Genomic DNA, 23,511 nt, shown 5'->3' with positions numbered 1-23,511 from the left:
TTGTTTTTTTTATATAATTCTACCAAAAAAGGCCTGCTATGAAAATTTTGAATTCACCTGCCAAAGCCTCAGAATACAGAAAATCTCTAAAAGGTTCTGTCGGATTTGTACCTACAATGGGCGCATTACACGAAGGGCATTTGAGTTTAATCAAAAAAGCTAAAAGCGAAAATGATTTTGTAATAGTTTCAATATTTGTAAACCCTACCCAGTTTTTACCCGGGGAGGATTTTAACAAATACCCAAGAAGGCTTGAAGCGGACTTTGAAATATGTAAACGTGCGGGGGTAGATGCCGTTTTTACTCCGACACCCGAGAATATGTACAGTGAAGATGAAATTTTAATAAAAGCCCCGAAAGTAAAAGGCTATATTCTTGAAGGTTTTTTCAGACCGGGACATTTTGACGGTGTTTTGCAGGTTGTAAATAAACTTTTTAATATTATCCGCCCAACAAGGGCATATTTTGGGAAAAAAGATGCACAGCAGCTATATTTAATTAAACAGATGGTAAAAAACTTCTTTTTTGACATTGAAATAATAGAATGTGACACAGTAAGGGAAAAAGACGGACTGGCTCTCTCAAGCAGAAACATATATTTAAGCGAAATTGAAAGAAATAGGGCTCTGAGTATTTCAAAAGCACTAAAAAGAGCTGCAAAACTCTCAGCATCAATTAAAGACACGGAAAAAATAAAAGAAGAAATGCTAAAAATTTTAGATGTTGATGAAATGCAGTATATAGCCTTTGTTGACAGGGATTTTAATTATATAAAAGAAATAATTCCGGGAAATACTATTATTTTAATTGCAGCAAAAGTAGGAGAAACAAGACTAATTGATAATATTTTTATCTAAAAATCTTAACTCCTCTTTTTGTCACATTGTTTTCAGTCGTATTTGATTCAGTGCCAGTTATAACTCCACTTTTTATAATTCCGTTTTCATTACTGTTTTCCCAGGTTATTGTAAAACAAAAATGATTGACACATGAAGAATCATTTGAAATATTATATTCATCCCCGTATTTTGAATACCACAGCCATTTTAAACTAGGTTCCAATAAATGAATTACCGCAAAATTTATTGAAGTATCAGTTCGTTTGATATGAAAAGTTACTTTACCATTGTTTATTGAATTTACACTAACTTCAACTCCATTTATCTGATTAGACGCATTATAATCACTTGAAACAACCATACCGCTTATATTTCCGTCTTTGCTTTTATGAAAACCGTTTAAATACCATTCAGGAAGTACCGCATTATTTGACGGCAGTTTATCATCACTTCCGTTATTGTCATAAACTATAAAATAATCATCCCTTGTATCAAATTCATCCCTATTTGCAATTTCATCAAAAAGCACTAAATTTCCATAATAATAAAGCGCCTTTCCTATTTTTTGCATTTTTCCATTTGTACTGCCGTCACTTACGTTTATTTCACTAATATTCATATCAAAAGGATTCACAGTTTTTGAGCTGTTTCTGTCAAAATTAATAAACAGGGTTATTCTGGTTGAACCGTTGTCCTCTGTAGTAAAATTGGTATCTTTATAATGTATTTGGATAGTTTTATTGATATCCTGAACACTTTTCTCAGAAGTGTTATTTCCAGCATCTTTATAATAATAAATTAAATTATTCAAATTAGGCTCAGGTGTAAATATTTTTGAAATATTTATATCTATATCTTTTGCATAGCAGTCTTTATTATAATTTTTTGTAATTTCATTATCTTTATTTTCAGCTGTTATATTAATGTCTAAAATTGAATATAGATTCAAACCATTATCTAAATATGTAAAATTATCATCATAGTTACTAAGATTCGCACTTATTTTAAAATGATCAGGATTTACAGAAATTTTTGTCTTATAAGCTAAAATCAATCTGTTATTTAAAGATGTATCATCACTATCAACTTTTGCAAATTCACTACCGTTGACTTCTTTAAGAGTTAAATCAACATTTCCAACTTCACTGTATTTTAAAGTAATATTTGCTTCTCCGTTTTTAAAATCACCCCCGTTTACGATTTCCAAATCACCGTTATCACAATTGATTTTTGAAATATTATATTCCAAATCGGGACTGTTCCCATTAATATTAACGGTTTCATTATAATCTTTTGCGGGAATATTTTCATAATCAAGAGCTTTTAATGTAATATTAAATTCTTTTCCTGCAATAATTTTTGAAGGAATATTAGTAATAACAAATTTATTTGGACGCACGGCAAAATCATCACTTGAGTTAGACTCATTTCCATCATTTACTGGACAATTTACATCTGCATGCTCTTTCCATTGAATAGTAACTTTAGCTTTTTTTATTGCATTTGGAATTTTAAAACTTATATTTTTTTCTTTTTCATTATTCCATAATGCTTTATTCCAATTACTATTATAATTATCACTTGTAATTTTACTGCACACTGTCCCATTGAATTCCTGTAAAGCATCCCCATTTTCATTCAAAGAAGCGATAGTCACATCAAATTCTTTATTTACAATTTTTGTAGAAATATTTCTATCATTTATATTTCTATTTATATCCCAAGCATCAAATTTATATGTTTTTGATGGTGTTTCTCTTATCACAATATTACCTGAAAAAACAAATATTCCTCCTGTCTCTTCAATATGTTTTCTTTCTTTGTCCTGATAACTTGAATTATAATCATATTCTTCTTTTGAACTACTAGATCCATCTTCATCAATTTTAAATCCGACTTTTGTTTTATCTAACACACATCTTCTAAACCATCCGCCATCTATCCCATTTTTAGAATTTTTATTTGCAGCAATTAACGGAACAGAATTATATTTATTTCTAAAATTAACTGATTTACACTCATTATCCCAACCTACAAAATAATTTTCTTTTCTGATTGTTTCAAATAATATTTTATGTCCATAATCATCTACTACACTATCTTGAATATTAGCAGGAGCAATCATATAACCAATTGTTTCTTTATTATTGATAACACCATCATGCTTAAAAGTACTCTCATGCGTTTCACTCCTCTCAAGTGACAAATAAACTCCACTGTCATTAACATCAATTGCTGTTGTCAAAAACGGAATTGAGCGTATGATTTTTCCATCTTCATGCCTATCTAATCCTACTTCATTATTTAATGTTTGAATACCTGCCACCACTACAGGTTTACATTCTGAAAAAATTGTATCTATTTTTTCCCATTCATCTACATCTAAAGTTTTTTTACCAGTTGAATGTTGCTGATATTTTTTAGTATTTAAAGTTCCTACTTGAATATATGTATTTCCTATTTTATGTATACCTTTATTTACTGCAAGATAACTTACAGATTGAGTATAATGCGGTCCGTCTTCTCCTTGAGGTTCCGCCATAATCACGTCGAAACCTGTAGAAGTAATATTTCGAATTCTAGGTGCAGCTGGCTGAGAACCGTTTACATCAGCGATTACAAAAACAACAGGTGGTTCACTAAAAGACTTATTAAAATCCACATGTGTCCATTGAGGAGTTTCATAAGTATTTTCAATAATTAAAGTTCCTCCTTCAAATTCTAATGGAGTAATAGTTATATCTGAAGATATTTTACATTCTAAATTTTGACAGCTTAAAAGTGGATTATCATCTTCTATATTACAATCATCATTTTTGTAAGTATCGCCACTAAAACCATCCCAATAATTATTGTTCCAATCATAATTTTTTCCATTTGTACATGCTAAATGATTTACATCTTTACCATAAAAACAGTTATTATTTATATGTACATCGTCTGAATTTCTCATATCAATCGTTAGACCATATGAACCATCATCATCTGTTTTGAAATGATTGTTTTTAATTTCAACTGACGTATCATCATCAAGTTTTAATTTTGCACCATCTTTCTCAGTTGAATTAAATTCACTAAATTTAATTTTTACATCATTTACACCGTTATCGATCAAAAAACCTTCTTCTTTTGAAGAAACATTAACATCATAAATTGTTAAACTTCCCTTAATATCTAAATCAAAATAAATACCTTTTTTTTCATTTGATTTAAAAATTGAATTACTTAAATTTACATCTCCCCCAACGCGTCCTTTAAAAAGAAGACTTGTTTCTTTATTTGATTTAAAATCTGTATTATTTATATTAACATTTCCATCAATTTTATTATCAACTCTAAAACCTTCTTTTTCAGAAGTAATATTAACATCAAAAACTTTTAAATTTCCTTTTATATTCTCATCAAAATAAATACCTATTTCATTATTAGAATGAAAAAAAGAATCTTTTATTTCTACGTCTTTACCAACTTCATTATCAACCAAAAACGATTCTTTTTCAGATGTGATATTTATATCAGATATTAATAAATTTCCTTTTAAATTTCCTTTAAAATGAATTCCTGACTCTTCTTTTGAATTGAAAACAGAATTACTAATATTAACATTATCATCAATATCTAAATCAACCAAAAGTGCCTCTTCTTTTGAAGTAATATTAATATCTGAAATAATTAATTTACCATTTACTTTTTTATCGAAATAAATACCTTTTTTATTGTCTGATTTAAAAGTAATATATTTTATTGTAACATTTGCAGGATTGATATTAGAATATATTGCATTTTTTCCAGAATTTGCAACCACTTTTACATCATCTCTATTCCCACTTGCACCCTCAAGTGTAATATTTTGATGTTTCCATTCTATACTTTCATCATATTCCCCGGGACATATTTTTATTATATCTCCATTTGAGGCGTGATTCATAGCATCTTGTATGCTTGAATAATAATTATCCCCACTGACACAAGGATTATTGGTATCTTTATCCACTACTAAAGTATCTGCAAAAAGAATATTTAAAATGAATATAAGAAAAACAATTTTACGCAAGTTTTATACCTATAAATAAAACTATAATTCCAAAAAGAACAGGCATCGTAATTTTAAGCAATCCTCCAAATTTTTTATAAAACACCCATAAAACCCATAAAATCAAAACATTAAACGTCGCAAAAAAAACATATCTGCCAAACCATTTGCTTTGATTTAATTCAAATGAAAGTAAAATGTTTTCATCAATATAATAAAGTCCTGCAACTGCTAAAATCAAACCTATTATCAAACCTGCCTTATCCACATCGCGCCTTTTGTAAATTTTTATTGATTTAATTATATCACTTTGATAAAATAAATCAAAAAAGGAAAAGATTGAAAAAACTTTATTTGGCATCTCTTGGATGCGTTAAAAATTTAATAGATTCGGAAGTAATGTTAGGACGTCTTAAAGATTATGAACTTACCAATAATCCTAATGAAGCAGACGTAATAATAGTAAATACCTGTGGATTTATAGAAGCGGCAAAAGAAGAAAGCATTGAAACAATTTTAAGCCTAGCACAATTTAAAAAAGAAAATGCACTTCTGGCGGTTACAGGTTGCCTCAGTGAAAGATATAAAGATATTTTGCCAAAAGAAATGCCTGAAGTAGATATATGGAGCGGTGTCGGAGATTTTAATAGAATTGACGAGTTGGTTAAAGAAAGAAAATCCAAGTTCAGCCCTAATGTATATTTAATCCATAATGAAGAGAGAATAATTACAGGCAGCAGTTATCATGCGTATATCAAACTAAGCGAAGGCTGCAATCAAAAATGTGCATTCTGTGCCATTCCAAATTTTAAAGGTAGGCTTCAGTCACGACCTGTTGAAGAAATAATTGATGAAATAAAAAGACTAAAAAATAAAGGCTATAAGGATTTTTCACTTGCAAGTCAGGACAGCAGCTCGTACTTAAAAGATTTTGGAATAAAAGACGGACTGATTAAACTTATTGATGAAATTGATAAAATAGAGGGAATTACTGTTAGAATTCTTTATCTTTACCCTGCAACCACAACAAAAAAACTGATAAACAGAATTTTTGCCTCACCTGTAGTGGAAAATTATTTTGACCTGCCGATTCAGCATATAAGCCCTAAAATGCTAAAAATTATGAAAAGACCGGGAAGTGTTGATAAATTAAAATCCCTGCTTAAAGAAATGAGAAAAGAATTTTCATTTGTAAGAACTTCTGTAATTGTGGGCCATCCGGGTGAGAGTGAGGAAGATTTTGAGGAGCTTAAAAAATTTCTAAAAGAGTATAAATTTGACAGGGTGAATGTTTTTGCATATTCAGACGAAGAAGATACTGCAGCTTACAAAAGAAAAGATAAAATACCTCCTGAAATTATAGAAAAAAGACTTAAAGAGATTGAAAAGATTGTAAAAAAAACAACTATAAATTCTTTTAAAAAATATATAGGTAAAATTTGTAAATGCTATTTTGACGGACTAACTGAAGATGGACTTTTTTATACTGTAAGACCAAAACTATGGGCACCTGAGGTTGACGGGGATATTTTAATAAACGAAAGTGAAGTTGAAAATCTTGAAGTTGGAAATTTATATAATGTAGAAATTAAAGAACTTGCAGGAGAAGAGTTAATTGGAAAAATTACAAAATCAAAATAATCTTTTAGCCTTTTCTGCCGGAGTTGATTCGACGGCTTTGTTTTTTTATCTGCTTGAAAGAAACATCCCTTTTGACATTGCCATTGTCAATTATCACACAAGAGTCCAAAGTAATGAAGAAGTGGCTTATGCCAAAGAACTTGCAAAAAAATATAATAAAAAAATATATGTAAAAGACTGCTTTTTAGAAAAATTCAGTGAAAAAGAGGCTAGGGATTGCAGATATAAATTTTTTGAGGAAATTATTAAAAAACACGGTTATGAAAATCTGTTTTTAGCGCATCAGTTAAACGACAGATTTGAATGGTTTTTAATGCAGTTTAGCAAAGGGGCGGGGCTCAATGAATTAGTAGCAATGGACGAAAAGGAGGAGAGAGATTTTTATAAAATATATAGACCGTTTTATAACATATCTCGTGATGAAATATTAACATATCTTAATGAATTAGGTGTTAAATATTTCTATGATGAAAGTAATAGTAATGTCAAATTTAAAAGAAATTTAATAAGACATAAGTTTTCAAACGAGTTTATTTCATTGTTTGCCAATGGCGTCAAAAAGAGTTTTGAATATCTGCAAAAAGATAAAAAACTGCTGTTTGACAAAAGAATAAACAGACAAAAAAAAATGTATTTTTTTGAAAAATCAAATCCCCAAATCGACATAAGAATCGCAGATAAAATTATAAAAAAATTAGGAGTTTTGTTAACTTCAAAACAAAGAGAGGAAATTAAAAAAACAAATTTCAGCTGTGTAATTCAGGGAAAAATTGCAATTGACTCAAATGAAAAACATATCTATATTTCCCCTTACATTAAACTTCCGATACCAAAAAAATTTAAAGAAAAAATGAGAAAAGGAAAAATCCCTCCAAAAATAAGAGGATACTTTTATAAAAATTTAATTTGACTTTAATATTACTTTTATTATATAATTTAATATATTAGTATCTATCAAAAAGGAGAAAAGATGAAAAAATGGTATTTATTATTTCTGCCGATTCTGTTTTTTTTAGGATGCGGTGAAATTACCACAAATGTTTCAACGTCAGGTCAAAATATAAATGAAATTGCAAAATATCATGGACCAAAAGCAAGAATTGCAGTGGCTTCATTTAAATGTAAAGCTGCAAAATGTAACGGAGAAATCGGTACAGGTATTGCAGATATGCTTACAACTGCGCTATTTAATTCAGGAAGATTTATTGTTCTTGAAAGAGGAGAGGGGCTCGAGGCAATTGAAAAAGAATATAATTTGGGCACTGTAAGAAACAGACCTACAAAAAATCTTGAAGGTGCTGATATTTTAGTAGTAGGGGCTATTACAGCATTTGAACCAAAAGCAGGCGGAATTGGGGCCGGAGGTATTGTGATTCCAAGTGGAGTGCCTTTTATTGGTGGAATTAAATTTGGGAAAAACGAAGCTTACATTGCAGCAGACATAAGACTTATAGATACAAGAACAGGTAGAATTATAAATGCTACAAGAGTTGAAGGACAGGCTAGTAAATGGAATATAGGAGGATTAGGAGGAGCATATACAAGAGGTGCCATATTAGGTGGTGGTCTTAGCGTTTATAAAAATACTCCAATGGAAAAAGCCATAAGGGTTATGATTGATAATGCGGTAAAAGCTATTTCCAAATTAGTTCCAGATAATTATTACAGATATGATGCTACAGGACACCCTGTAAGTCAAAATCAAAGTTATAATTCAGGCTCAACAGGGGTTTATCAAGAAAAACCTAAACCAAAAGAAAAATTAATATTCTCAGAAGATTTTGAAAAATACGGAATCGGACAGACTGCACCTTTTGGACCTTGGAGCGGAAAAACAGCTAATATAAAAATTGCCACACAGCCAAATGGTCAACTTGGTAAAGTATTAAAGTTTAGAGGCTACTCTGATGCACATATATGTTTAAAAAAATATAAATTAAGAAATTTTCATTTAAGTTTTTATATACTAAACACAAGGGATAGAATTTATGAATGTGAAGTTAACCTAGATATAAGAAAACATGAAAATCCTTATTATGCATATAGAATATGGCTTAACACCAGAGGTCATGCAGTAATCAAGAAAAAAACAAGCGATTCTACAACAACAATTGCGGACAATAGTATAAAAATTCCTAAAAGAAAGTGGGATAAAGTAGATATTTACGTAAAAGATAATAATATAAAAGTTTATGAAGACAATTCACTTATTATTGAAATAAACGATAATGACAAAATGTTAAATTCTGCAGGTTATATCTGTTTTTATCAAAGCGGCGACGCATTAATAGATGATATTAAAATTTATACTCTAAAATAAAGACTTATTATGAAAAAATTTATTTTTCTTCTTTTCTCTTTCATTCTTTTATTCGCAGCTGATTATAAAGATTTGTGCAAAAATTTGCCTGATAAAATTGATGTATATGTAGCAACTGACAAATGTAACGGTATGAATATAGAGATGAATGATATTCAAAGTTCACAGGCAGAAAGGGATTATCAATATAATAATAAAACTTTTTCACTCAGCATAGTTACAGGAACTTTTGCCATGCAGATTTTTCCAGTATTTATGCAAAATTTAAAAATAGAAACAAACGGGGAAGTTACACAAACCACTTCAATAAACAAACATAAAGCTATTATCAGTTATGATAAAGAAGGGGGGAATATAACAGTTTTATTAAAAAACAATCCTGAAAATCCTGAAATTTTAGTAATGAATTTTAATAATTTAAGTAAAGACGAAGCTTTAAAAATCATAAAAAAACTTATCCTCTTAAAGTAGCGACAATCCTTTTTGGATATTCTAAAAGATTTAAAGCATCAATTATAGATTTGCATAAAATATCACAATTTATAATTGATTTAGAGCTTACCCCTTCGTCATTTATTACACAAACTCCTATATCAGCCACTTTTAACATTAATGAATCATTACTTCCATTCCCCACGGCAAACGTGTTTTTTAAATTTTCTACAAATTCTTTTTTTTCTTCAGTGTGATTGGAAGTTTTTAAAATTTGAAGTTTTACAGGAAGTTCAGATAATTCTTTTTTAGCATTTCCGTGTGTGTCTGAAGTTAAAACATATATGTCAAAATTTTTAGCAAGTTTTATAATTTTATCTTTAATTTCTTCATAAACTCTTCCGTCTTTTGCAATTGTTCCGTTAAAATCCAATACTATGTTTTTTATTTCTATGGTCCCTACATTTTGAATTTCAAGTTTCATTTTTAACCTTTTAGTGACTGACACAATTTAATTTATTTTAAATTTTACATTTTCAATTTTATATTGAATAGCTGGTGGTCGCAACAGGACTCGAACCTGTGACCCCTACCATGTCAAGGTAGTGCTCTACCAACTGAGCTATGCGACCTGGTTTGAAATTTTATCATTTTTTTTTATAAAATAAAAGTATACAGGTACTAACTAAATAACTAAAAGATAAAAATATTACAGCGTTGCGAAATTTAACGAAAATTTTGCGTTTAAAAAATTGCACTCAACCCTTAGGGCGCTTACGTTTGCAATTTTTAGTAAAATTTGAGTGTTGCAAAGCAAAATGAAGCACTGAGCTGAATATTTTTATCTTTGTAGTTTTTTTATCTATATTTAGTCAGTGCCAAGTATGCAAAGAGAATTATACTCAAATCAATCATTGTATCGGCAAAATTAAAAATTGCAAAATCAAATCCGCAGTGCCAGTATACATAATCAACCACCCCTCCTCTTATAAACCTATCAAACAGATTGGATAACGCAGCACCAAATAAAATTCCACTGATAACCGGATGTTTATAAATAACTTTTTCCTTTATAAAATAAAAACCTAAAAAAATTATTAAAACCGACTGAATATATTTTAAATAACTGCCCAGAAAACTGAACATTGAAAAAGCAACACCTTTGTTTATTGCAAGAGTTAAAGAAATGCATTTACTTTGCCACTCAAATCCGTTTAAAAAAGCAAGTTTAATTATTTGGTCAATGACAAAAATAAAAAGAAAAACTAATAAAAATTTTATCAATTTTCCATTATGCATTATCCATTATCCATTTAAGAGAGTTTCTTTTTAAAAAATTCAATGAGTTTATTTAAAAGTTCTTTTGCTTTTTTTTCATTCTCACCTTCTATCAATAATCTTAATTTATTTTCAGTACCGGAATATCTTACCAAATGTCTAAATCCGTTATTTTCCACTTCTTTCAAAATTTCTTTTGCTCCTTCTATTTTTTCAAGAGGAATTTTTTCTATCACATTAATATTTGCTTGAATTTGCGGATACAGCTCAAAAAGATTAAAAGCTTCACTTGCACTTTTACCAGATTCAAGCAGATATGCACATACCTGAAGAGCGCTTACTAATCCGTCACCTGTTTTTGCATAATCACTGAAAATTATATGCCCGGACTGCTCACCTCCAAAATTAACACCCTCTTTTTTCATAAGTTCCAATACATTTTTATCACCAACATTGCTTCTTAGAACCTCTATTCCAAATTGATTCAAAAATTTATCAAGAGCGGAATTACTCATAACGGTTACCACAATTTTATTGGTTGAGAGTTTTTTATTTTTATAAAGATAAAAAGCCAGTGCCCCTAAAAGTTTATCTCCATCCACAACTTCCCCGTTTTCATCAACAACCACCAACCTGTCAGCATCACCATCAAGAGCAAACCCTATATCAGCCCTGTATTCTTTTACTTTTTCAGCTAAAAATTCAGGATGCATAGCCCCTGCATTCGAGTTTATATTAAATCCGTTCGGTTCATTGTTAATTGTAATCACATCTGCACCTAATTCTTCGAAAATTGTTGGAGCAACTTTATATGCTGCACCGTTTGCCGTATCCAACACTATTCTGACTCCGCTTAAATTGAGATGTTTTGGAAAAGATGATTTAATATGAACTATATATCTGCCTATAACATCATCTATTCTTTTACTTTTTCCTATTTCTTTTCCTGTTTTTAAGGAAAAATTGTTTTCAAAATATCTTTTTTCTATTTTTTCCTCAATTTTGCTGTCAAGTTTATTACCGGTAGAGTCAAAAAATTTAATCCCGTTATCATAATATGGATTATGACTGGCACTTATCATTATCCCACCGTCACATCTCATATCTTCTGTCAAAAAAGCAACCGCAGGTGTGGGCATAGGGCCGATTTGTATAACATTATATCCTATAGCGGTAAGCCCTGAAACTATTGCATTTTCAATCATGTATCCGCTTCTTCTTGTATCTTTTCCAACCAAAATTTTTCCTGTTTTCTTATCAATAGTTTCAGCAAACGCCATGGCAATTTTTGTAGCCAAAAACGGGGTAATAAACTCTCCTGCTTTGCCTCTGACTCCATCGGTTCCAAATAAATTCATTCTTTTCCTTTTGTTAGTGAAATATTAATTTGCAAATTTTACCAAATTTTTATAAAATACGCTTCAAAAAAGGATATAAATGGCAAATAACAAATCAGCTCTTAAGAGAATAAGACAAACCAAAAAAAGAACAGAAAGAAACAGATACTATAGAACAAGAATCAAAACAATCACTAAAAAAGTTGAAAATGCAGTGGCTGAAGGAAATTATGAAGCGGCTTTGGAAGCATGGAAAGTAGCTAATAAAAAATTCCAAGGATACATTAATAAAGGCATTTTAAAGAAAAATACAGCAAGAAGAAAAATTTCTAGACTTCACCATTTAGTAAAATCAATCGAACCTAGCGCTTAATTTTTCCCCTTTTCTTTCTTTTAAAACTTTTTTACAACTAAGTTAAAAATGTAAAGTGAATTTTATATTTTTCATTTTGCATTTTTAACTTTTAATTCCAAAGGACAAATATGCTACTTGAAAAACTACAACCCTTTATCGAAAAATATAATGAAATAAATCAAAAATTATCATCTCCCGAAATAACAAAAGATATAAAACAGATGACAAAACTATCCCGCGAAGCAAAACATCTCGAAGAAATTGTAAACAAAGCAAAAGAATATGAAAATACATTAAATACAATTGAAGAAGCAAAATCAATGCTTGACGACCCTGAAATGGCAGAACTTGCAAAAGAAGAACTAAAAGAGGCCGAAAACAAACTCCCTAAACTTGAAGAAGAGATAAAAATTCTTCTGCTTCCAAAAGATCCAAATGATGATAAAAATATTTTCTTAGAAATCAGAGCCGGAACGGGAGGAGATGAAGCTGCCTTATTTGTCGGAGATTTATTAAAAGCTTATTTAAAATATGCCGACAATAGGGGCTGGAAGGCGGAAATTGTAAGTGAGAGCAAAAACGATATCGGGGGATACAAAGAAGTAATTGTTTTAATAAAAGGCGAAGGGGCTTATTCAAGGCTAAAATATGAAGGCGGTACCCACAGGGTACAAAGAATTCCGGAAACTGAATCACAAGGTAGAATCCACACCTCGGCAGTAACAGTTGCTGTTATGCCTGAAGTTGACGACGTGGATATTGAAATAGATCCAAAAGACCTTAAAATTGAAGTTATGAGAGCGGGAGGAGCCGGAGGCCAGCACGTAAATAAAACTGAAAGTGCAGTAAGAATCACACATACTCCAACCGGAATTACAGTATCAATGCAGGATGAAAGGTCTCAGCAGAGAAATAAAGAAAAAGCTATGCAGATACTAAAAGCCAGACTTTTTGAATATTATGAACAGCAAAGACTTGCCCAAATCGGAGAGACCAGAAAAAGTCAGGTTGGAAGCGGGGACAGGAGCGAAAGAATCAGAACATACAACTATCCTCAAAACAGAATAACAGACCACAGAATCGGACTGACGCTTTACAGGCTTGAACAAATTATGAATGAGGGGCTTTTTGATGAAATAATAGACCCTCTTATCGCCCATTACCAGGCTGAGGCGCTAAAAGAAGCGGGACTTTAATTAATGGATAATTGAAAATGGAAAATGGAAAATTAAGAATTTGTGAGGAGTTTGAAAAATTAAATATACCCCACTGGATAAAACCGACTCCTTTTTTAACGGTTGACGGAATAGTTAAAATTTTTGCACCTGAATTTAAGGGAATTGTATTAATAAAAAGAAAAAATCCTCCTCTTGGATTTGCCTTGCCCGGCGGTTTTGTAGATTATGGAGAAAATGTTGAAAATGCACTAAAAAGGGAAATGAAAGAAGAGATAAATTTAGATGTAAAAATAGAAAAACTGCTAGGAGTTTATTCCAATCCAAATAGAGACCCGAGAATGCACACAGCAAGTGCCGTATTTGTATGTTCTGCAAACGCTCTGCCAAAAGCCGGAGACGATGCAAAAGAAACTTTTGTTTTTAAACTTGAAGATATTCCTTTCAAAGAATTAGTTTTTGACCACTCAACAATACTTAAAGACTTTATAAGTATGATATAATTTTATAAAAAAGGGTGACGAAATGGCAAAAGTAGCAATAAACGGTCTTGGAAGAATCGGTAAAATGGTTCTTTGGCATTATGTTGAAAACAAACCTGAAAATGTGGATATAGTAGTGGCAAACGGAGGAAGTGGAACTCCAGAAGATTTAGCATATATGCTGAAATTTGACTCCGTTCACGGAAAATTTCCCGCAAATGTTGAATATACTGATAATTCTTTAATTATTGATGGAAAAGAAATTAAAGTAGTAAGCGAAAGGGACCCAGAAAAACTACCTTGGGCAGAAATGGGAATTGATATTGTAATAGAAGCTACAGGAAAATTTACAAAAAGAGATGATGCTGCTAAACATTTAAAAGCCGGAGCTAAAAAAGTGGTAATTACAGCACCGGGGAAAGAAGTTGACCACACTTTCGTATTAGGTGTAAATCATGATGAATACGACCCCGCAAACCATCACGTTGTATCCAATGCTAGCTGTACCACAAACTCACTAGCCCCTGCAATGAAAGTGCTTGAAGACATATTCGGAGTTGAAAGCGCACTGGTTACAACTGTTCATGCATATACTTCAAGCCAGGTTACAATTGATAAGAAAAAACCTGGAAAACACAGACGCGGAAGAGCCGCTGCAGTTAACATTATCCCTACAACTACCGGTGCCGCAAAAGCTACAATCGAGGTTATCCCGTCACTGAAAGGAAAAATGCATGCAATGGCTCTGAGGGTTCCGGTGGCAGATGTAGCTGTAACAGACATTTCAGCAACTCTTAAAAAAGAAGTAACGGCAGATGAAGTAAACAAAGCTTTTGAAGAAGCAGCAAAAACTTATTTAAATGGAATTTTGGATATCACTTATGATGAAGTTGTATCAACTGATATGATTAATAATCCTCACTCAAGTATAATTGACGGACTTTCAACCGCAGTGGCCGATGGAAACAAAGTTAAAATCTTGGCTTGGTATGATAATGAATTCGGATATGCAAAAAGAGTGTTAGAATTAACTCAATTAATCGCTTCGAAACTTTAAGAGGATTAATCCTCTTTACTTGTTTTTAAAATTTTTTGTATATAAGAATTACTGACACCAAGGTATCTCGCAATTTCGGTATATTTGTATCCCGCTTTTTTAGCTTCTTTAATAGCTTTTGCTTTATTATCAGGAAATTCATTAAAAAAATCTGCTATTTTTTTTCTTACAACTTTCAAACTTCCGTCTTCCATTTTTACAATTTTAGGTTCTTTGTAAATTTCTTCTATTTCAAATTTCTCAAGTGGTTTATTTAACCACTCGATATATTCGTCAACCGGTTTTGAAAGTATTTTACTGCCTTCTATTATTTCATTAAATTTTGTTTTATGAAGTCTTAAATACAGCGACTGATAAGGCCACTGAGTTATATCATCAACTAGTCCCAAAACTAATGCGTTTCTTTCTATATATTTAACCACCTTCCAGAAATGGTCTTCATCAAAAAGCATAAAACTGTCAAACCTGCCTTTCCACAAATGCCCTATTCTTCCGCTTTTATAGTTATACCAGGCCGCATATGCACTGTTTAACAGTCTCATAGCCTCACTCAAATTGGCTTCATGAGTTTGAATCAACAGATGATAATGATTCGGTAAAATTGTAAATGCGTGAAAAGTAATATTGTAATCATATTTGGTTTTAAGCATCAATGATAAAAATTTATAATAATCTTCTTTTTCAATAAAAATTTCAGCCCCGTTTACACCTCTATTTACTATATGATAAAAACCGGGGTCATTTACTCTCGGTTTTCTGGCCATTTTTATCCTTTCTTATTTTTTATTCATTTTATTTTTAATTTTATATTTTTTAATTTTCAATTTTTCCTGACACATTTTAAATTATATTGTGTCTGTCACTAATGAAAGTATAACAAAATTTTAGATTAATTTATGTTATTATTCTAATACGGCCATGATAAATAAAGGGAAAAATTGGATTATCATAAAACGCAGGAAGAAAAAGCTTTAAAAAAACAGATGAAGCTTACAGAAAATGAATTGGAAATGTTCTTTGATAATAATTATCTTTTTGATGTATATTATCAACCTAAAGATACACTAAACGGTGATATGATTTATTCCAAACGTTTAACAAAAAACGAATATCTATGTGTAATCGTTGATGCAATGGGCAAAGGTCTTCCCGCCGCAATGACCGCCATGAATTCTGTCGGTTTTGTAAGACATTCCTTAAAAAAAGCATTGGAATATAATGATTTTAATTTTTCAAAACTTTTAAACGATTTTGTTGAATATGTCAAATCAATTTTAATAGACAGTGAAGCATTATGTGCCAATTTTATTTATATAAAAGATAAAAAAGTAAATTATGCAAATTTTTCTCTTCCTCCGATTTTTACAGAAAAAGGCAAAATAAAAGCAAATAATCTGCCTATCAGGCAAAAAACAACATCTGTTAATATCGATCAGTTTAATTTACCTGAAAAAATGTTATTAACGAGTGACGGTTTAATAGAATCCCCTTTAAAAAACAATAAAGGTGTTTTTTATAAACAGTTTATTAAAATTTTTCCAAATATTGTTTTTTTAAAAGATCTGGTAAAAAATTTTAAACAAAAAGCTATTCAAAGCGATGATGTCAGTATATTTTTATTTAGAAAAGACAATTTTAAAATGAAAAAAATTTTTGAAAAAGAATTTATAATATCCAAAAATAATTTTAATGAATTATTAAAAACAATTGAAAACAGTAATATCCCTCAAAAGGGAAAAATTATATTTATATTTCATGAAATATTTATGAATATATTAGAACATTCAATTTTAAAAATAGATACCAAAAAAGATAAAGAAGATAAAAAACTGATTCAGTTTCCTAAAATAAAAAACAGTTATAACCATAAAATAAAAATTACTATTTTAAAAAATACATTTATGTTAAAATTACTTTATGAAGATGATACAAAGGGTTTTAACAAACATGATATTTCAAATGCCCTGCATTTAAAATATCACGGTAAAGGTTATAAAATAATAAAAAATTTAAGCGATGCGGTATTTATTAACAAAACAGGCAATAAAATAAAAATCTTTATAAGGAACGATAATGGAAGTCAAAGTACATAACAACACAATAACTATAAAAGGTAATATTACAACAATAGCAGATGCAGAACAGATTATAAATATTTTACATTCTATAAACGACAAAGATATTATTATTATAAAAATACTTGAGAGTTTTGCATTGCCATCGAGTATAATAGGAGAATTATTGAAATTACACGATATGGGTAAAAAAATTGTACTTGAAGTTAGAGACCCTGTTTTATATGAGCTTATAGATGATTTGAATTTGACGAAAACTTTTAGTGTAAAAAGGATATAAAATGCAGTCCATTATTAAAGATTTTAATATAAAATTATTGATAATCAACCTATTAACAAGTGCTCTATTATTAATTTACACCTATTTAACAGATTATAACCATTTTTTTGAAACAGCTCTGGAACATCTGATAATTGCCATTGTCATACAAATTGCGGCTTATTTTTTACTTGAAATTTATGTTGTAAAACCGATAAAAGAATATATAAGTGTCTCTAAAGAATTAAGTGAAGGAGATGGGGATTTAACAAAACATATAATCATTAAACAAAACAATGAAATCAAAATAGCTGCTGAATACATAAATAAATTTATAAGTAACGTAAGAAATGTAATCGTAGATGTTAAAAACATAACCGATATTATTAGAAATAATACAAATCAATTGGAAAAAGTAACCCTTGAACTCAAAGAAACAATAAATCAGACAGATAAAGAAGCAAAAGAAATATCTGTAATTTCAAATAAACTTGGCGAACATTTAGACAAAACGGAAGAATCAGTCTCTTTTACAACAGAAACATTAATAAAGACTGCGGATTTTCTTGAAGAATTTGCAACAACATTAGAAAAAGAAATTATTGAAATATTAAATGTAAACGAAAAAGAAAAAGAATTAAACAACCTTTTAATAAATTTAAATTCTCAAACGGATGAAATAAAAAATGTATTAAAAATAATTAATGATATAACCGAACAAACTGAGCTACTTGCTTTAAATGCAGCTATTGAAGCAGCAAGAGCCGGGGAACACGGTAGAGGGTTTGCGGTTGTATCCGATGAAATAAGAAAACTTGCAGAACAGAGCAATGAAAGTTTACAAAACATTGAAACTATTGTAAAGACAATTACATCAACTATACAAAAAACATCGGTTGAAATTAATGATAATACTCTAAAAATGAACAATATTGCAACAGAAGCCACAAAAATTAAAAATGAACTGACAAATATTGTAGATCTGAATAAAGAAAATATAGCCTATGCAAAGGAGGCTACAAAAAACGTTACCATAATGTCCCATTACTCAAAACAGCTTCTTAATAATACAAAATCTTTAACTCAAATTTCTAAAATGAATTTAAATATTTCAAACACAATTTCTAATGTATCATCATCATTAAAAGATGCATTTCAAAAATTAATTAAAGAGCTTTTAAAGTTTAAAGTATAGAGTAGTTTAATAATGCTCTACTCTTAATATTTTATTCCCATTAAACACAACTCTTACCATCTCTCCTATCCCAAAATTCACTCCTTTTACAATTGTCACAATATCCCTTCCATCATCCAAATGAATATAAAGTTCTTCACCGTTTGCTTTATCAACCTGATTACCTACATAAGCCCCTGTGAGCCCTCCTGCAAGGGTTGTAAGAACATTTCCTTTTCCGTTACCAAACATGCTTCCAAGTACAGTACCAACCAAAGCTCCAATCATAGTCCCGCTTCCGTCATCTCTTATTCTTACATATCTTACATCGGTTATTTTACCTTTTTCATATGTATAAATCCCATTTGTTTGATATAAATCAACTTCATTTGAATTATACATTTGAGTACAGCCGCTAAATAAAAATAACGCCAATATCGCAAAAATAATTTTCTTCATAAATTCCCCTTAATTTGATTTTAATTAAATTGATTTAAAATTATAATAAAAAAGGCCTGTGATGGATATTATACAACAAATCAAAAGAGAAATTCAAAAAGTAATTGTAGGCCAGGAAAAACTTATTGATTCACTTATATTGGCACTAATTACAAATTCCCATCTTTTAATTGAAGGTGTGCCCGGTATTGCAAAAACAACGAGTGTAAACACATTAGCCAAAACCATCGACCTTGATTTTAAAAGGGTTCAATTTACACCTGATTTGCTTCCAAGCGATATTACCGGAATAGAAATTTTCAATCCTAAAACAGATGAATTTGAAACAAAAAAAGGTCCTGTTTTTACAAATTTACTTTTAGCAGATGAAATCAACAGGGCTCCTGCAAAAGTCCAGAGTGCTTTGCTTGAAGTTATGCAGGAACGCCAGGTTACAATTGGAAACAATACTTATAAACTACAAGAGCCTTTTTTGGTAATTGCAACTCAAAACCCAATTGAAGAAGAAGGGACATATCCCCTCCCGGCCGCAGCACTTGACAGGTTTTTAATGAAAATCATAATAAATTATAATAATTTTGAAGAGGAAATTGAAATCATCAAAAGGCTTGATTTAAAAAAAGAGATAAATAAAGTTGCAGGCAAAAAAGATATATTAAATCTCAGAGAAAAAATAAAAGAAGTGCATATTGATGAAGAGCTTATAAAATACATTGCAAAAATTGTTGATGCCACAAGAAGCCCTGAAAAATACAATCTTGATATTGATGAATACATAGAATACGGAGCTTCTCCGAGAGCCACAATTTCATTATACAATGCCGCTAGAGCATACGCTCTGATGCAAAACAAAGATTATGTAACACCTCTTGATATTGCAAAATTGGCACCTGATATCTTAAGACACAGAATGATTCTTAGCTACAAAGCGGAAATTGATGAAATAGATGAAGACAAAATAATAAATAAAATTCTTGAAACCATACCTCTGCCATGATTAAATTTAAAACAAAAAAAAGAATATTTTCACTGCTTCAGGGAAGAAACCTAAGCCGTTTTAAAGGTGAAGGACTTGATTTTAGGGAATTCAGGGAATACAGTTTTAATGAAGATGCCAAAAAGATTGACTGGAAAATATCAGCAAAGATTAATAAACCCCTTGTAAAAGAATATGATGAGGAAAGGGAGCTCAGAATAATTTTATGCATATACGCAACACCTAGCCTTTATTTTGGAATAGATTTATTAAAAAGCGAATATATTCAAAATTTAATAGAGATTTTAGGAATAGAAGCCGTAAAAGAAGACAATAAAATACAAACTGTTATTTTAAAACAAGAGCCGATGATTTTTAAACCCACAAAAAATATAAAAACACATATCGCTTTTACACGAAAACTCGGTGAAATTGATTTTTTTAATGTTCAAAAGGGGGATTTAAAAATTTTAAACAGATTTAAAAAATCGCTTCTTGTTTTAATAGGGGATTTTTTTGAAGAAATTGATTTAAGCTATTTAAAACACGAAACTTTTGTAATCATCATAAGAGATATTTACGAAGAAAATCCCCCGTTTAGAGGAGATATAACTCTGCTTGACCCAAATTCAAAGCAGGATGTAAATATAAATTTCAGTGAATTTGATGCTAAAAGAATAAAAAAACACATTGAAGAGATTGACAAAAAAAATTATATCCATTTTAAAAAACTGAAAATTCCTTTTACAAAAATTTATACAAATGAAAATCCGATACCAAAACTTATAAGGCTTTTTAAATGATACCTATTCGAGATATAAAGCCAAATGTCGAGATTATTGATTTTTATTTTATTGCTCTTGTTGCTATAACAATTATTTTAGTTATAGCAGCCATCATTTTCGCAATAAAAAAACTCCAAAAGAAACATCCAAAGAAAAAACTATTAGAAAAACTGAAAAATCTTGATTTTAACAATTCCAAAAAAACGGCTTATGAATTTACCGAGCTTGCCAGAAATTTTGTCAATGAAGAAAATAGAGTTAAATACGAAGAAATTGTAAAATCGCTTAAGAGATACAAATATAAAAAAGAAGTACCGCCGCTGAGCGAAGAAGACAGAGAAAAAATAAAAAATTTTATAAAGGAAATTCGTGTTTGAATATCCTATATTTTTATTAATTCCCGTAATTTATATAATTTGCAGACTGAAATGTCCCTTAAGAAGCGATAAAATAATTTTTCCAAACGCTTTTATTTTAAAATACAAAAAATTTATAAACATCTGGGAATTTTTAACCGTTCTTTTTTTAAGCATTGCACTTGCAAGCCCTGTTAAAACCAAAATTATTTATACCCAAAAAAAAGGTTATGATATTGTGATTGATTTGGATACAAGCGGTTCGATGGCCCAGTTTGATAAACTAACCGTTTCAAAAGAGATAATAAACGATTTTATACAAAAAAGAAAAAACGACAGACTCGGTCTTGTAATTTTCGGAAACATTGCCTATATTGCATCACCGCTGACACCGGATAAAAAAGCACTTAGCGAAATATTAAAAAGGGTATATCCTGGAATTGCTGGGGAAAAAACGGCAATTTATGACGCTTTGTTTCTATCAACCAATCTTTTTAAAAATTCAAATGCAAAAGATAAAGTTATTATTCTCCTTACCGACGGAATGGATAACAGTTCAGTCACTCCCATTGATATAGTTATTAAAAAACTTAAAAAAGAAAAAATAAAAGTTTATACCATTGGAATAGGAGATGAAATAGACCGGGAAACCTTAAGAATAATTGCCAATAAAACCGGCGGCAGATTTTTTAATGTATTCTCAACCGGTGAATTAAAAGAAATCTACAAAACAATAAACAAACTTGAAAAAACTGAAATAAAATCGAACATAATTATAAAGAAAAAATATTATTTTGAGTATCCTTTGATTTTAGCAATTTTCTTTTTTTTAATTATGGTTTACAAAAGGCAGCTTAAATGGAAATTCTAAACGCTAAAGCTTTTTTGCTTTTAATTTTTATACCGCTTTTTTTTAGGAAAAAAAGACTTAAAGTCAGTAAAATTATTCTTTATTCATCCAAAAATTATTATTTACTGATTGCTTTTTTGTTGTTAATAATCGCTCTATCACGCCCTGTTATAAATAACGGGACCATTACCGTAAAACTTCCAAAAACAAATGTAATTGCAGCAATTGACATAAGCAAGAATATGTTAAAAAAAGATTTTTATCCAAATAATTTTGAATTTGTAAAAAATAAATTCTCTAAATTTTTAGATTATTTAAACGATGAAGAAGTGGCAGTTGTTTTATTTAATCAAAATGTCTATCTTTTAAGCCCGTACAGCCGTGATTATAATTCAATAAAATATCTTTTGAAACATCTGCCAAAAATAAATGCTGTGGAAGAAGCCGACTATAAAACATTATTTAAAAAAACTGAAGAATTTAAAGGGCCTAAAATATTGATAATTTTCACCGCAAGTCCCGTTTTAGATGAAGTAAATCCTAAAATAAGGGTATTTGTATATGCCTTAAAAAATGATAACACTTTTAAAAATTTAACCAAAACCACAAATGGGGCATTTATATTAGCAGGTTATTCAGACACTGATATTAAAAATTTAGCCAAACTTATAAATTCAATCAATAAAGAAAAAGTTATAAAAATAAAAGATAAAAAAGAACTTTTCTATTATCCTCTGTTTTTAGGAATTTTATTTTTGTTTCTCGGACTTTTTAAAGTTAATGTAAAATGGAAAATGGAGAATGTAAAATGAGGATAATTTTAATTTTACTCTTTTGTAAGTTTTTGTTTGCATTTGATTTTTTTCATATAATAAAAGCAAATAATTTTTTTGAAAAAAAAGAGTACCTAAAAGCAGCAAACGAATATGAAAAAATAAAAAATGACAAAGGCCTGTTAAATGCCGCAAACAGTTATTACAGGGCAAAAGAGTATCAAAAAGCATTAAAACTGTATTCTAAAATAAAAAATAAAAATTTACTTTTTGACAAATATTATAATATGGGTAATACTTATGTAAAATTAAATAAATTTCAAAAAGCCGTTGATATGTATAAAAAAGCGCTTAAAATAAAAAAAGATAAAGATGCCGAATATAATTTAAAACTGATTGAAAATTTATTAAAAAAACATAAAAAACAATCAAATAATAAAAATAAACAAAATAATCAAAACAAAAAAAATAAATCATCTCAAAAACGTAAAAATACACAAAACAACTCTTCACAAAAACAGACAAAAAGCCAGAATAATTCAAAACAAAATAACAATCAAAATTCACAAAAAAATAATTCTAACAAAAACAGCGCTCAAACTAAACAAAAAAATAACCAACAGAAAGAAAATAAAAAAAATAACAAATTTAGTCAAAAACAAAAAAATCAAACTAACTTAAAAAATAAAATACAAAATAAACTGAAAAAAGAAAATAAAGAAAAAAAATATTTACAATCAATAAAAAAATCACAAAACAATGATAAAAACACAACAGATTTAAGAATGAAATTCTATGAAAAAACAATTAAAAATCTGGAATTTAACTCTTTACTAATACCATTAAAGGATTGAA

General features: G+C 29.5%; 25 protein-coding genes and 1 tRNA gene. 18 read left to right on the top strand and 8 right to left on the bottom strand.

The annotated features are described in order from the left end of the window. Positions 1 to 38 precede the first annotated feature (38 nt). Positions 39 to 857: a pantoate--beta-alanine ligase gene (gene panC / locus LNAT_RS01865; RefSeq protein ID WP_096258228.1), complete on the top strand. Its 819-nt coding sequence runs from the start codon at positions 39 to 41 to the stop codon at positions 855 to 857. On the opposite strand, the gene LNAT_RS01860 is transcribed toward panC, so the two are convergent. Together LNAT_RS01860 and LNAT_RS01855 are read right to left on the bottom strand one after the other, a co-directional pair. Next, complete coding sequence (locus LNAT_RS01860; RefSeq protein ID WP_096258227.1) at positions 850 to 4,893, bottom strand: H-type lectin domain-containing protein; 4,044 nt, start codon at positions 4,891 to 4,893, stop codon at positions 850 to 852. The two genes, panC and LNAT_RS01860, sit on opposite strands and share 8 nt — an antisense overlap. After that, positions 4,886 to 5,140, bottom strand: a complete 255-nt coding sequence (locus LNAT_RS01855) for a hypothetical protein (RefSeq protein WP_096258226.1) — start codon at positions 5,138 to 5,140, stop codon at positions 4,886 to 4,888. The genes LNAT_RS01860 and LNAT_RS01855 overlap by 8 nt, the downstream gene beginning before the upstream one ends. A 71-nt stretch (positions 5,141 to 5,211) precedes the next feature. On the opposite strand from LNAT_RS01855, the gene rimO reads away from it, so the two are divergent. The 4 genes from rimO to LNAT_RS01835 are packed head-to-tail and all read left to right on the top strand — an operon-like array spanning position 5,212 to position 9,304. Then, complete coding sequence (gene rimO / locus LNAT_RS01850) at positions 5,212 to 6,513, top strand: 30S ribosomal protein S12 methylthiotransferase RimO (RefSeq protein WP_096258225.1); 1,302 nt, start codon at positions 5,212 to 5,214, stop codon at positions 6,511 to 6,513. After that, positions 6,488 to 7,423: a tRNA lysidine(34) synthetase TilS gene (tilS, locus tag LNAT_RS01845; protein WP_096258224.1), complete on the top strand. Its 936-nt coding sequence runs from the start codon at positions 6,488 to 6,490 to the stop codon at positions 7,421 to 7,423. Before rimO ends, tilS begins: the two co-directional genes overlap by 26 nt. Before the next feature lie 60 nt (positions 7,424 to 7,483). Continuing rightward, positions 7,484 to 8,833, top strand: a complete 1,350-nt coding sequence (locus tag LNAT_RS01840; protein ID WP_096258223.1) for a CsgG/HfaB family protein — start codon at positions 7,484 to 7,486, stop codon at positions 8,831 to 8,833. 9 nt (positions 8,834 to 8,842) lie between these two features. Next, complete coding sequence (locus tag LNAT_RS01835; RefSeq protein WP_096258222.1) at positions 8,843 to 9,304, top strand: DUF4367 domain-containing protein; 462 nt, start codon at positions 8,843 to 8,845, stop codon at positions 9,302 to 9,304. Here LNAT_RS01835 and LNAT_RS01830 read toward each other — a convergent pair. The 4 genes from LNAT_RS01830 to glmM all read right to left on the bottom strand — a co-directional run bounded on the left by LNAT_RS01830 (position 9,288) and on the right by glmM (position 11,901). Further along, a complete protein-coding gene (locus LNAT_RS01830; protein WP_096258221.1) occupies positions 9,288 to 9,749 on the bottom strand; it encodes an HAD family hydrolase in 462 nt (153 codons plus the stop codon). The two genes, LNAT_RS01835 and LNAT_RS01830, sit on opposite strands and share 17 nt — an antisense overlap. Positions 9,750 to 9,821: 72 nt before the next feature. Then, positions 9,822 to 9,897: transfer RNA gene (locus LNAT_RS01825), tRNA-Val, on the bottom strand. A gap of 226 nt (positions 9,898 to 10,123) precedes the next feature. Further along, on the bottom strand, positions 10,124 to 10,564 hold the full coding sequence (gene lspA / locus LNAT_RS01820) for a signal peptidase II (RefSeq protein ID WP_096258220.1): 441 nt from the start codon (positions 10,562 to 10,564) through the stop codon (positions 10,124 to 10,126). A gap of 14 nt (positions 10,565 to 10,578) precedes the next feature. Further along, complete coding sequence (glmM, locus tag LNAT_RS01815; RefSeq protein ID WP_096258219.1) at positions 10,579 to 11,901, bottom strand: phosphoglucosamine mutase; 1,323 nt, start codon at positions 11,899 to 11,901, stop codon at positions 10,579 to 10,581. Between the two features lie 79 nt (positions 11,902 to 11,980). On the opposite strand from glmM, the gene rpsT reads away from it, so the two are divergent. From rpsT to gap, 4 genes are all read left to right on the top strand, one after another. After that, positions 11,981 to 12,253, top strand: a complete 273-nt coding sequence (rpsT, locus tag LNAT_RS01810; RefSeq protein ID WP_096258218.1) for a 30S ribosomal protein S20 — start codon at positions 11,981 to 11,983, stop codon at positions 12,251 to 12,253. Between the two features lie 110 nt (positions 12,254 to 12,363). After that, positions 12,364 to 13,431, top strand: coding sequence for a peptide chain release factor 1 (gene prfA, locus LNAT_RS01805; RefSeq protein ID WP_096258217.1), 1,068 nt, complete (start codon positions 12,364 to 12,366; stop codon positions 13,429 to 13,431). Between the two features lie 17 nt (positions 13,432 to 13,448). Then, positions 13,449 to 13,913 (top strand): NUDIX domain-containing protein, encoded by a 465-nt coding sequence (locus LNAT_RS01800; protein ID WP_096258216.1) that lies wholly within the window; start codon positions 13,449 to 13,451, stop codon positions 13,911 to 13,913. A gap of 22 nt (positions 13,914 to 13,935) precedes the next feature. Beyond that, positions 13,936 to 14,949 carry a type I glyceraldehyde-3-phosphate dehydrogenase gene (gene gap, locus LNAT_RS01795; protein ID WP_096258215.1) on the top strand — a complete coding sequence of 338 codons (1,014 nt, stop codon included), beginning with the start codon at positions 13,936 to 13,938 and terminating at the stop codon, positions 14,947 to 14,949. A gap of 5 nt (positions 14,950 to 14,954) precedes the next feature. Here the strand turns inward: gap and LNAT_RS01790 are convergent, their stop codons facing one another. Continuing rightward, on the bottom strand, positions 14,955 to 15,713 hold the full coding sequence (locus LNAT_RS01790) for a transposase (protein ID WP_096258214.1): 759 nt from the start codon (positions 15,711 to 15,713) through the stop codon (positions 14,955 to 14,957). A 174-nt stretch (positions 15,714 to 15,887) separates the two neighbouring features. Between LNAT_RS01790 and LNAT_RS01785 the strand changes: the two genes are divergently transcribed. Genes LNAT_RS01785 through LNAT_RS01775 form a run of 3 tightly spaced genes read left to right on the top strand, consistent with a single transcriptional unit; the run spans position 15,888 to position 18,478 of the window. Further along, complete coding sequence (locus LNAT_RS01785) at positions 15,888 to 17,042, top strand: PP2C family protein-serine/threonine phosphatase (RefSeq protein WP_096258213.1); 1,155 nt, start codon at positions 15,888 to 15,890, stop codon at positions 17,040 to 17,042. Beyond that, positions 17,023 to 17,304 carry a hypothetical protein gene (locus tag LNAT_RS01780; RefSeq protein WP_096258212.1) on the top strand — a complete coding sequence of 94 codons (282 nt, stop codon included), beginning with the start codon at positions 17,023 to 17,025 and terminating at the stop codon, positions 17,302 to 17,304. Before LNAT_RS01785 ends, LNAT_RS01780 begins: the two co-directional genes overlap by 20 nt. 1 nt (position 17,305) lies before the next feature. Next, positions 17,306 to 18,478 (top strand): methyl-accepting chemotaxis protein, encoded by a 1,173-nt coding sequence (locus LNAT_RS01775; protein WP_096258211.1) that lies wholly within the window; start codon positions 17,306 to 17,308, stop codon positions 18,476 to 18,478. Positions 18,479 to 18,484: 6 nt separating this feature from the next. Here the strand turns inward: LNAT_RS01775 and LNAT_RS01770 are convergent, their stop codons facing one another. Then, the gene (locus tag LNAT_RS01770) at positions 18,485 to 18,916 is read right to left on the bottom strand and encodes an outer membrane lipoprotein (RefSeq protein WP_096258210.1); all 432 of its coding nucleotides are present in this window, start codon (positions 18,914 to 18,916) and stop codon (positions 18,485 to 18,487) included. 58 nt (positions 18,917 to 18,974) lie between these two features. On the opposite strand from LNAT_RS01770, the gene LNAT_RS01765 reads away from it, so the two are divergent. Genes LNAT_RS01765 through LNAT_RS01740 form a run of 6 tightly spaced genes read left to right on the top strand, consistent with a single transcriptional unit; the run spans position 18,975 to position 23,510 of the window. After that, positions 18,975 to 19,913, top strand: coding sequence for an AAA family ATPase (locus LNAT_RS01765; protein WP_096258209.1), 939 nt, complete (start codon positions 18,975 to 18,977; stop codon positions 19,911 to 19,913). After that, positions 19,910 to 20,695, top strand: a complete 786-nt coding sequence (locus LNAT_RS01760; RefSeq protein ID WP_096258208.1) for a DUF58 domain-containing protein — start codon at positions 19,910 to 19,912, stop codon at positions 20,693 to 20,695. Before LNAT_RS01765 ends, LNAT_RS01760 begins: the two co-directional genes overlap by 4 nt. After that, positions 20,692 to 21,054 carry a hypothetical protein gene (locus tag LNAT_RS01755; protein WP_096258207.1) on the top strand — a complete coding sequence of 121 codons (363 nt, stop codon included), beginning with the start codon at positions 20,692 to 20,694 and terminating at the stop codon, positions 21,052 to 21,054. Before LNAT_RS01760 ends, LNAT_RS01755 begins: the two co-directional genes overlap by 4 nt. Continuing rightward, a complete protein-coding gene (locus tag LNAT_RS01750; RefSeq protein ID WP_096258206.1) occupies positions 21,047 to 21,904 on the top strand; it encodes a vWA domain-containing protein in 858 nt (285 codons plus the stop codon). Before LNAT_RS01755 ends, LNAT_RS01750 begins: the two co-directional genes overlap by 8 nt. Then, positions 21,892 to 22,695 carry a vWA domain-containing protein gene (locus tag LNAT_RS01745; protein ID WP_096258205.1) on the top strand — a complete coding sequence of 268 codons (804 nt, stop codon included), beginning with the start codon at positions 21,892 to 21,894 and terminating at the stop codon, positions 22,693 to 22,695. The genes LNAT_RS01750 and LNAT_RS01745 overlap by 13 nt, the downstream gene beginning before the upstream one ends. Continuing rightward, positions 22,692 to 23,510: a tetratricopeptide repeat protein gene (locus LNAT_RS01740; RefSeq protein WP_172413481.1), complete on the top strand. Its 819-nt coding sequence runs from the start codon at positions 22,692 to 22,694 to the stop codon at positions 23,508 to 23,510. The genes LNAT_RS01745 and LNAT_RS01740 overlap by 4 nt, the downstream gene beginning before the upstream one ends. The last annotated feature ends 1 nt before the right edge of the window (position 23,511 follow it).

The sequence above is a fragment of the Lebetimonas natsushimae genome (genome assembly GCF_002335445.1).
Taxonomy (GTDB): Bacteria; Campylobacterota; Campylobacteria; order Campylobacterales; family Nautiliaceae; genus Lebetimonas; species Lebetimonas natsushimae.
The sequence above is the reverse complement of the archived record's forward strand: the minus strand, read 5'-3'. Positions and strand labels throughout refer to the sequence as shown.

Excerpts from the sequence above, each read along its gene's own strand:
- panC (WP_096258228.1), top strand. The coding sequence starts at position 39 with ATGAAAATTTTGAATTCACCTGCCAAAGCCTCAGAATACAGAAAATCT.
- LNAT_RS01800 (WP_096258216.1), top strand. The coding sequence starts at position 13,449 with ATGGAAAATGGAAAATTAAGAATTTGTGAGGAGTTTGAAAAATTAAAT.
- prfA (WP_096258217.1), top strand. The coding sequence starts at position 12,364 with ATGCTACTTGAAAAACTACAACCCTTTATCGAAAAATATAATGAAATA.
- glmM (WP_096258219.1), bottom strand. The coding sequence starts at position 11,901 with ATGAATTTATTTGGAACCGATGGAGTCAGAGGCAAAGCAGGAGAGTTT.
- LNAT_RS01780 (WP_096258212.1), top strand. The coding sequence starts at position 17,023 with ATGGAAGTCAAAGTACATAACAACACAATAACTATAAAAGGTAATATT.
- LNAT_RS01830 (WP_096258221.1), bottom strand. The coding sequence starts at position 9,749 with ATGAAACTTGAAATTCAAAATGTAGGGACCATAGAAATAAAAAACATA.
- LNAT_RS01760 (WP_096258208.1), top strand. The coding sequence starts at position 19,910 with ATGATTAAATTTAAAACAAAAAAAAGAATATTTTCACTGCTTCAGGGA.
- LNAT_RS01755 (WP_096258207.1), top strand. The coding sequence starts at position 20,692 with ATGATACCTATTCGAGATATAAAGCCAAATGTCGAGATTATTGATTTT.
- LNAT_RS01740 (WP_172413481.1), top strand. The coding sequence starts at position 22,692 with ATGAGGATAATTTTAATTTTACTCTTTTGTAAGTTTTTGTTTGCATTT.
- rpsT (WP_096258218.1), top strand. The coding sequence starts at position 11,981 with ATGGCAAATAACAAATCAGCTCTTAAGAGAATAAGACAAACCAAAAAA.
- LNAT_RS01745 (WP_096258205.1), top strand. The coding sequence starts at position 21,892 with ATGGAAATTCTAAACGCTAAAGCTTTTTTGCTTTTAATTTTTATACCG.
- LNAT_RS01770 (WP_096258210.1), bottom strand. The coding sequence starts at position 18,916 with ATGAAGAAAATTATTTTTGCGATATTGGCGTTATTTTTATTTAGCGGC.
- lspA (WP_096258220.1), bottom strand. The coding sequence starts at position 10,564 with ATGCATAATGGAAAATTGATAAAATTTTTATTAGTTTTTCTTTTTATT.
- LNAT_RS01775 (WP_096258211.1), top strand. The coding sequence starts at position 17,306 with ATGCAGTCCATTATTAAAGATTTTAATATAAAATTATTGATAATCAAC.
- LNAT_RS01835 (WP_096258222.1), top strand. The coding sequence starts at position 8,843 with ATGAAAAAATTTATTTTTCTTCTTTTCTCTTTCATTCTTTTATTCGCA.
- gap (WP_096258215.1), top strand. The coding sequence starts at position 13,936 with ATGGCAAAAGTAGCAATAAACGGTCTTGGAAGAATCGGTAAAATGGTT.
- LNAT_RS01840 (WP_096258223.1), top strand. The coding sequence starts at position 7,484 with ATGAAAAAATGGTATTTATTATTTCTGCCGATTCTGTTTTTTTTAGGA.
- LNAT_RS01790 (WP_096258214.1), bottom strand. The coding sequence starts at position 15,713 with ATGGCCAGAAAACCGAGAGTAAATGACCCCGGTTTTTATCATATAGTA.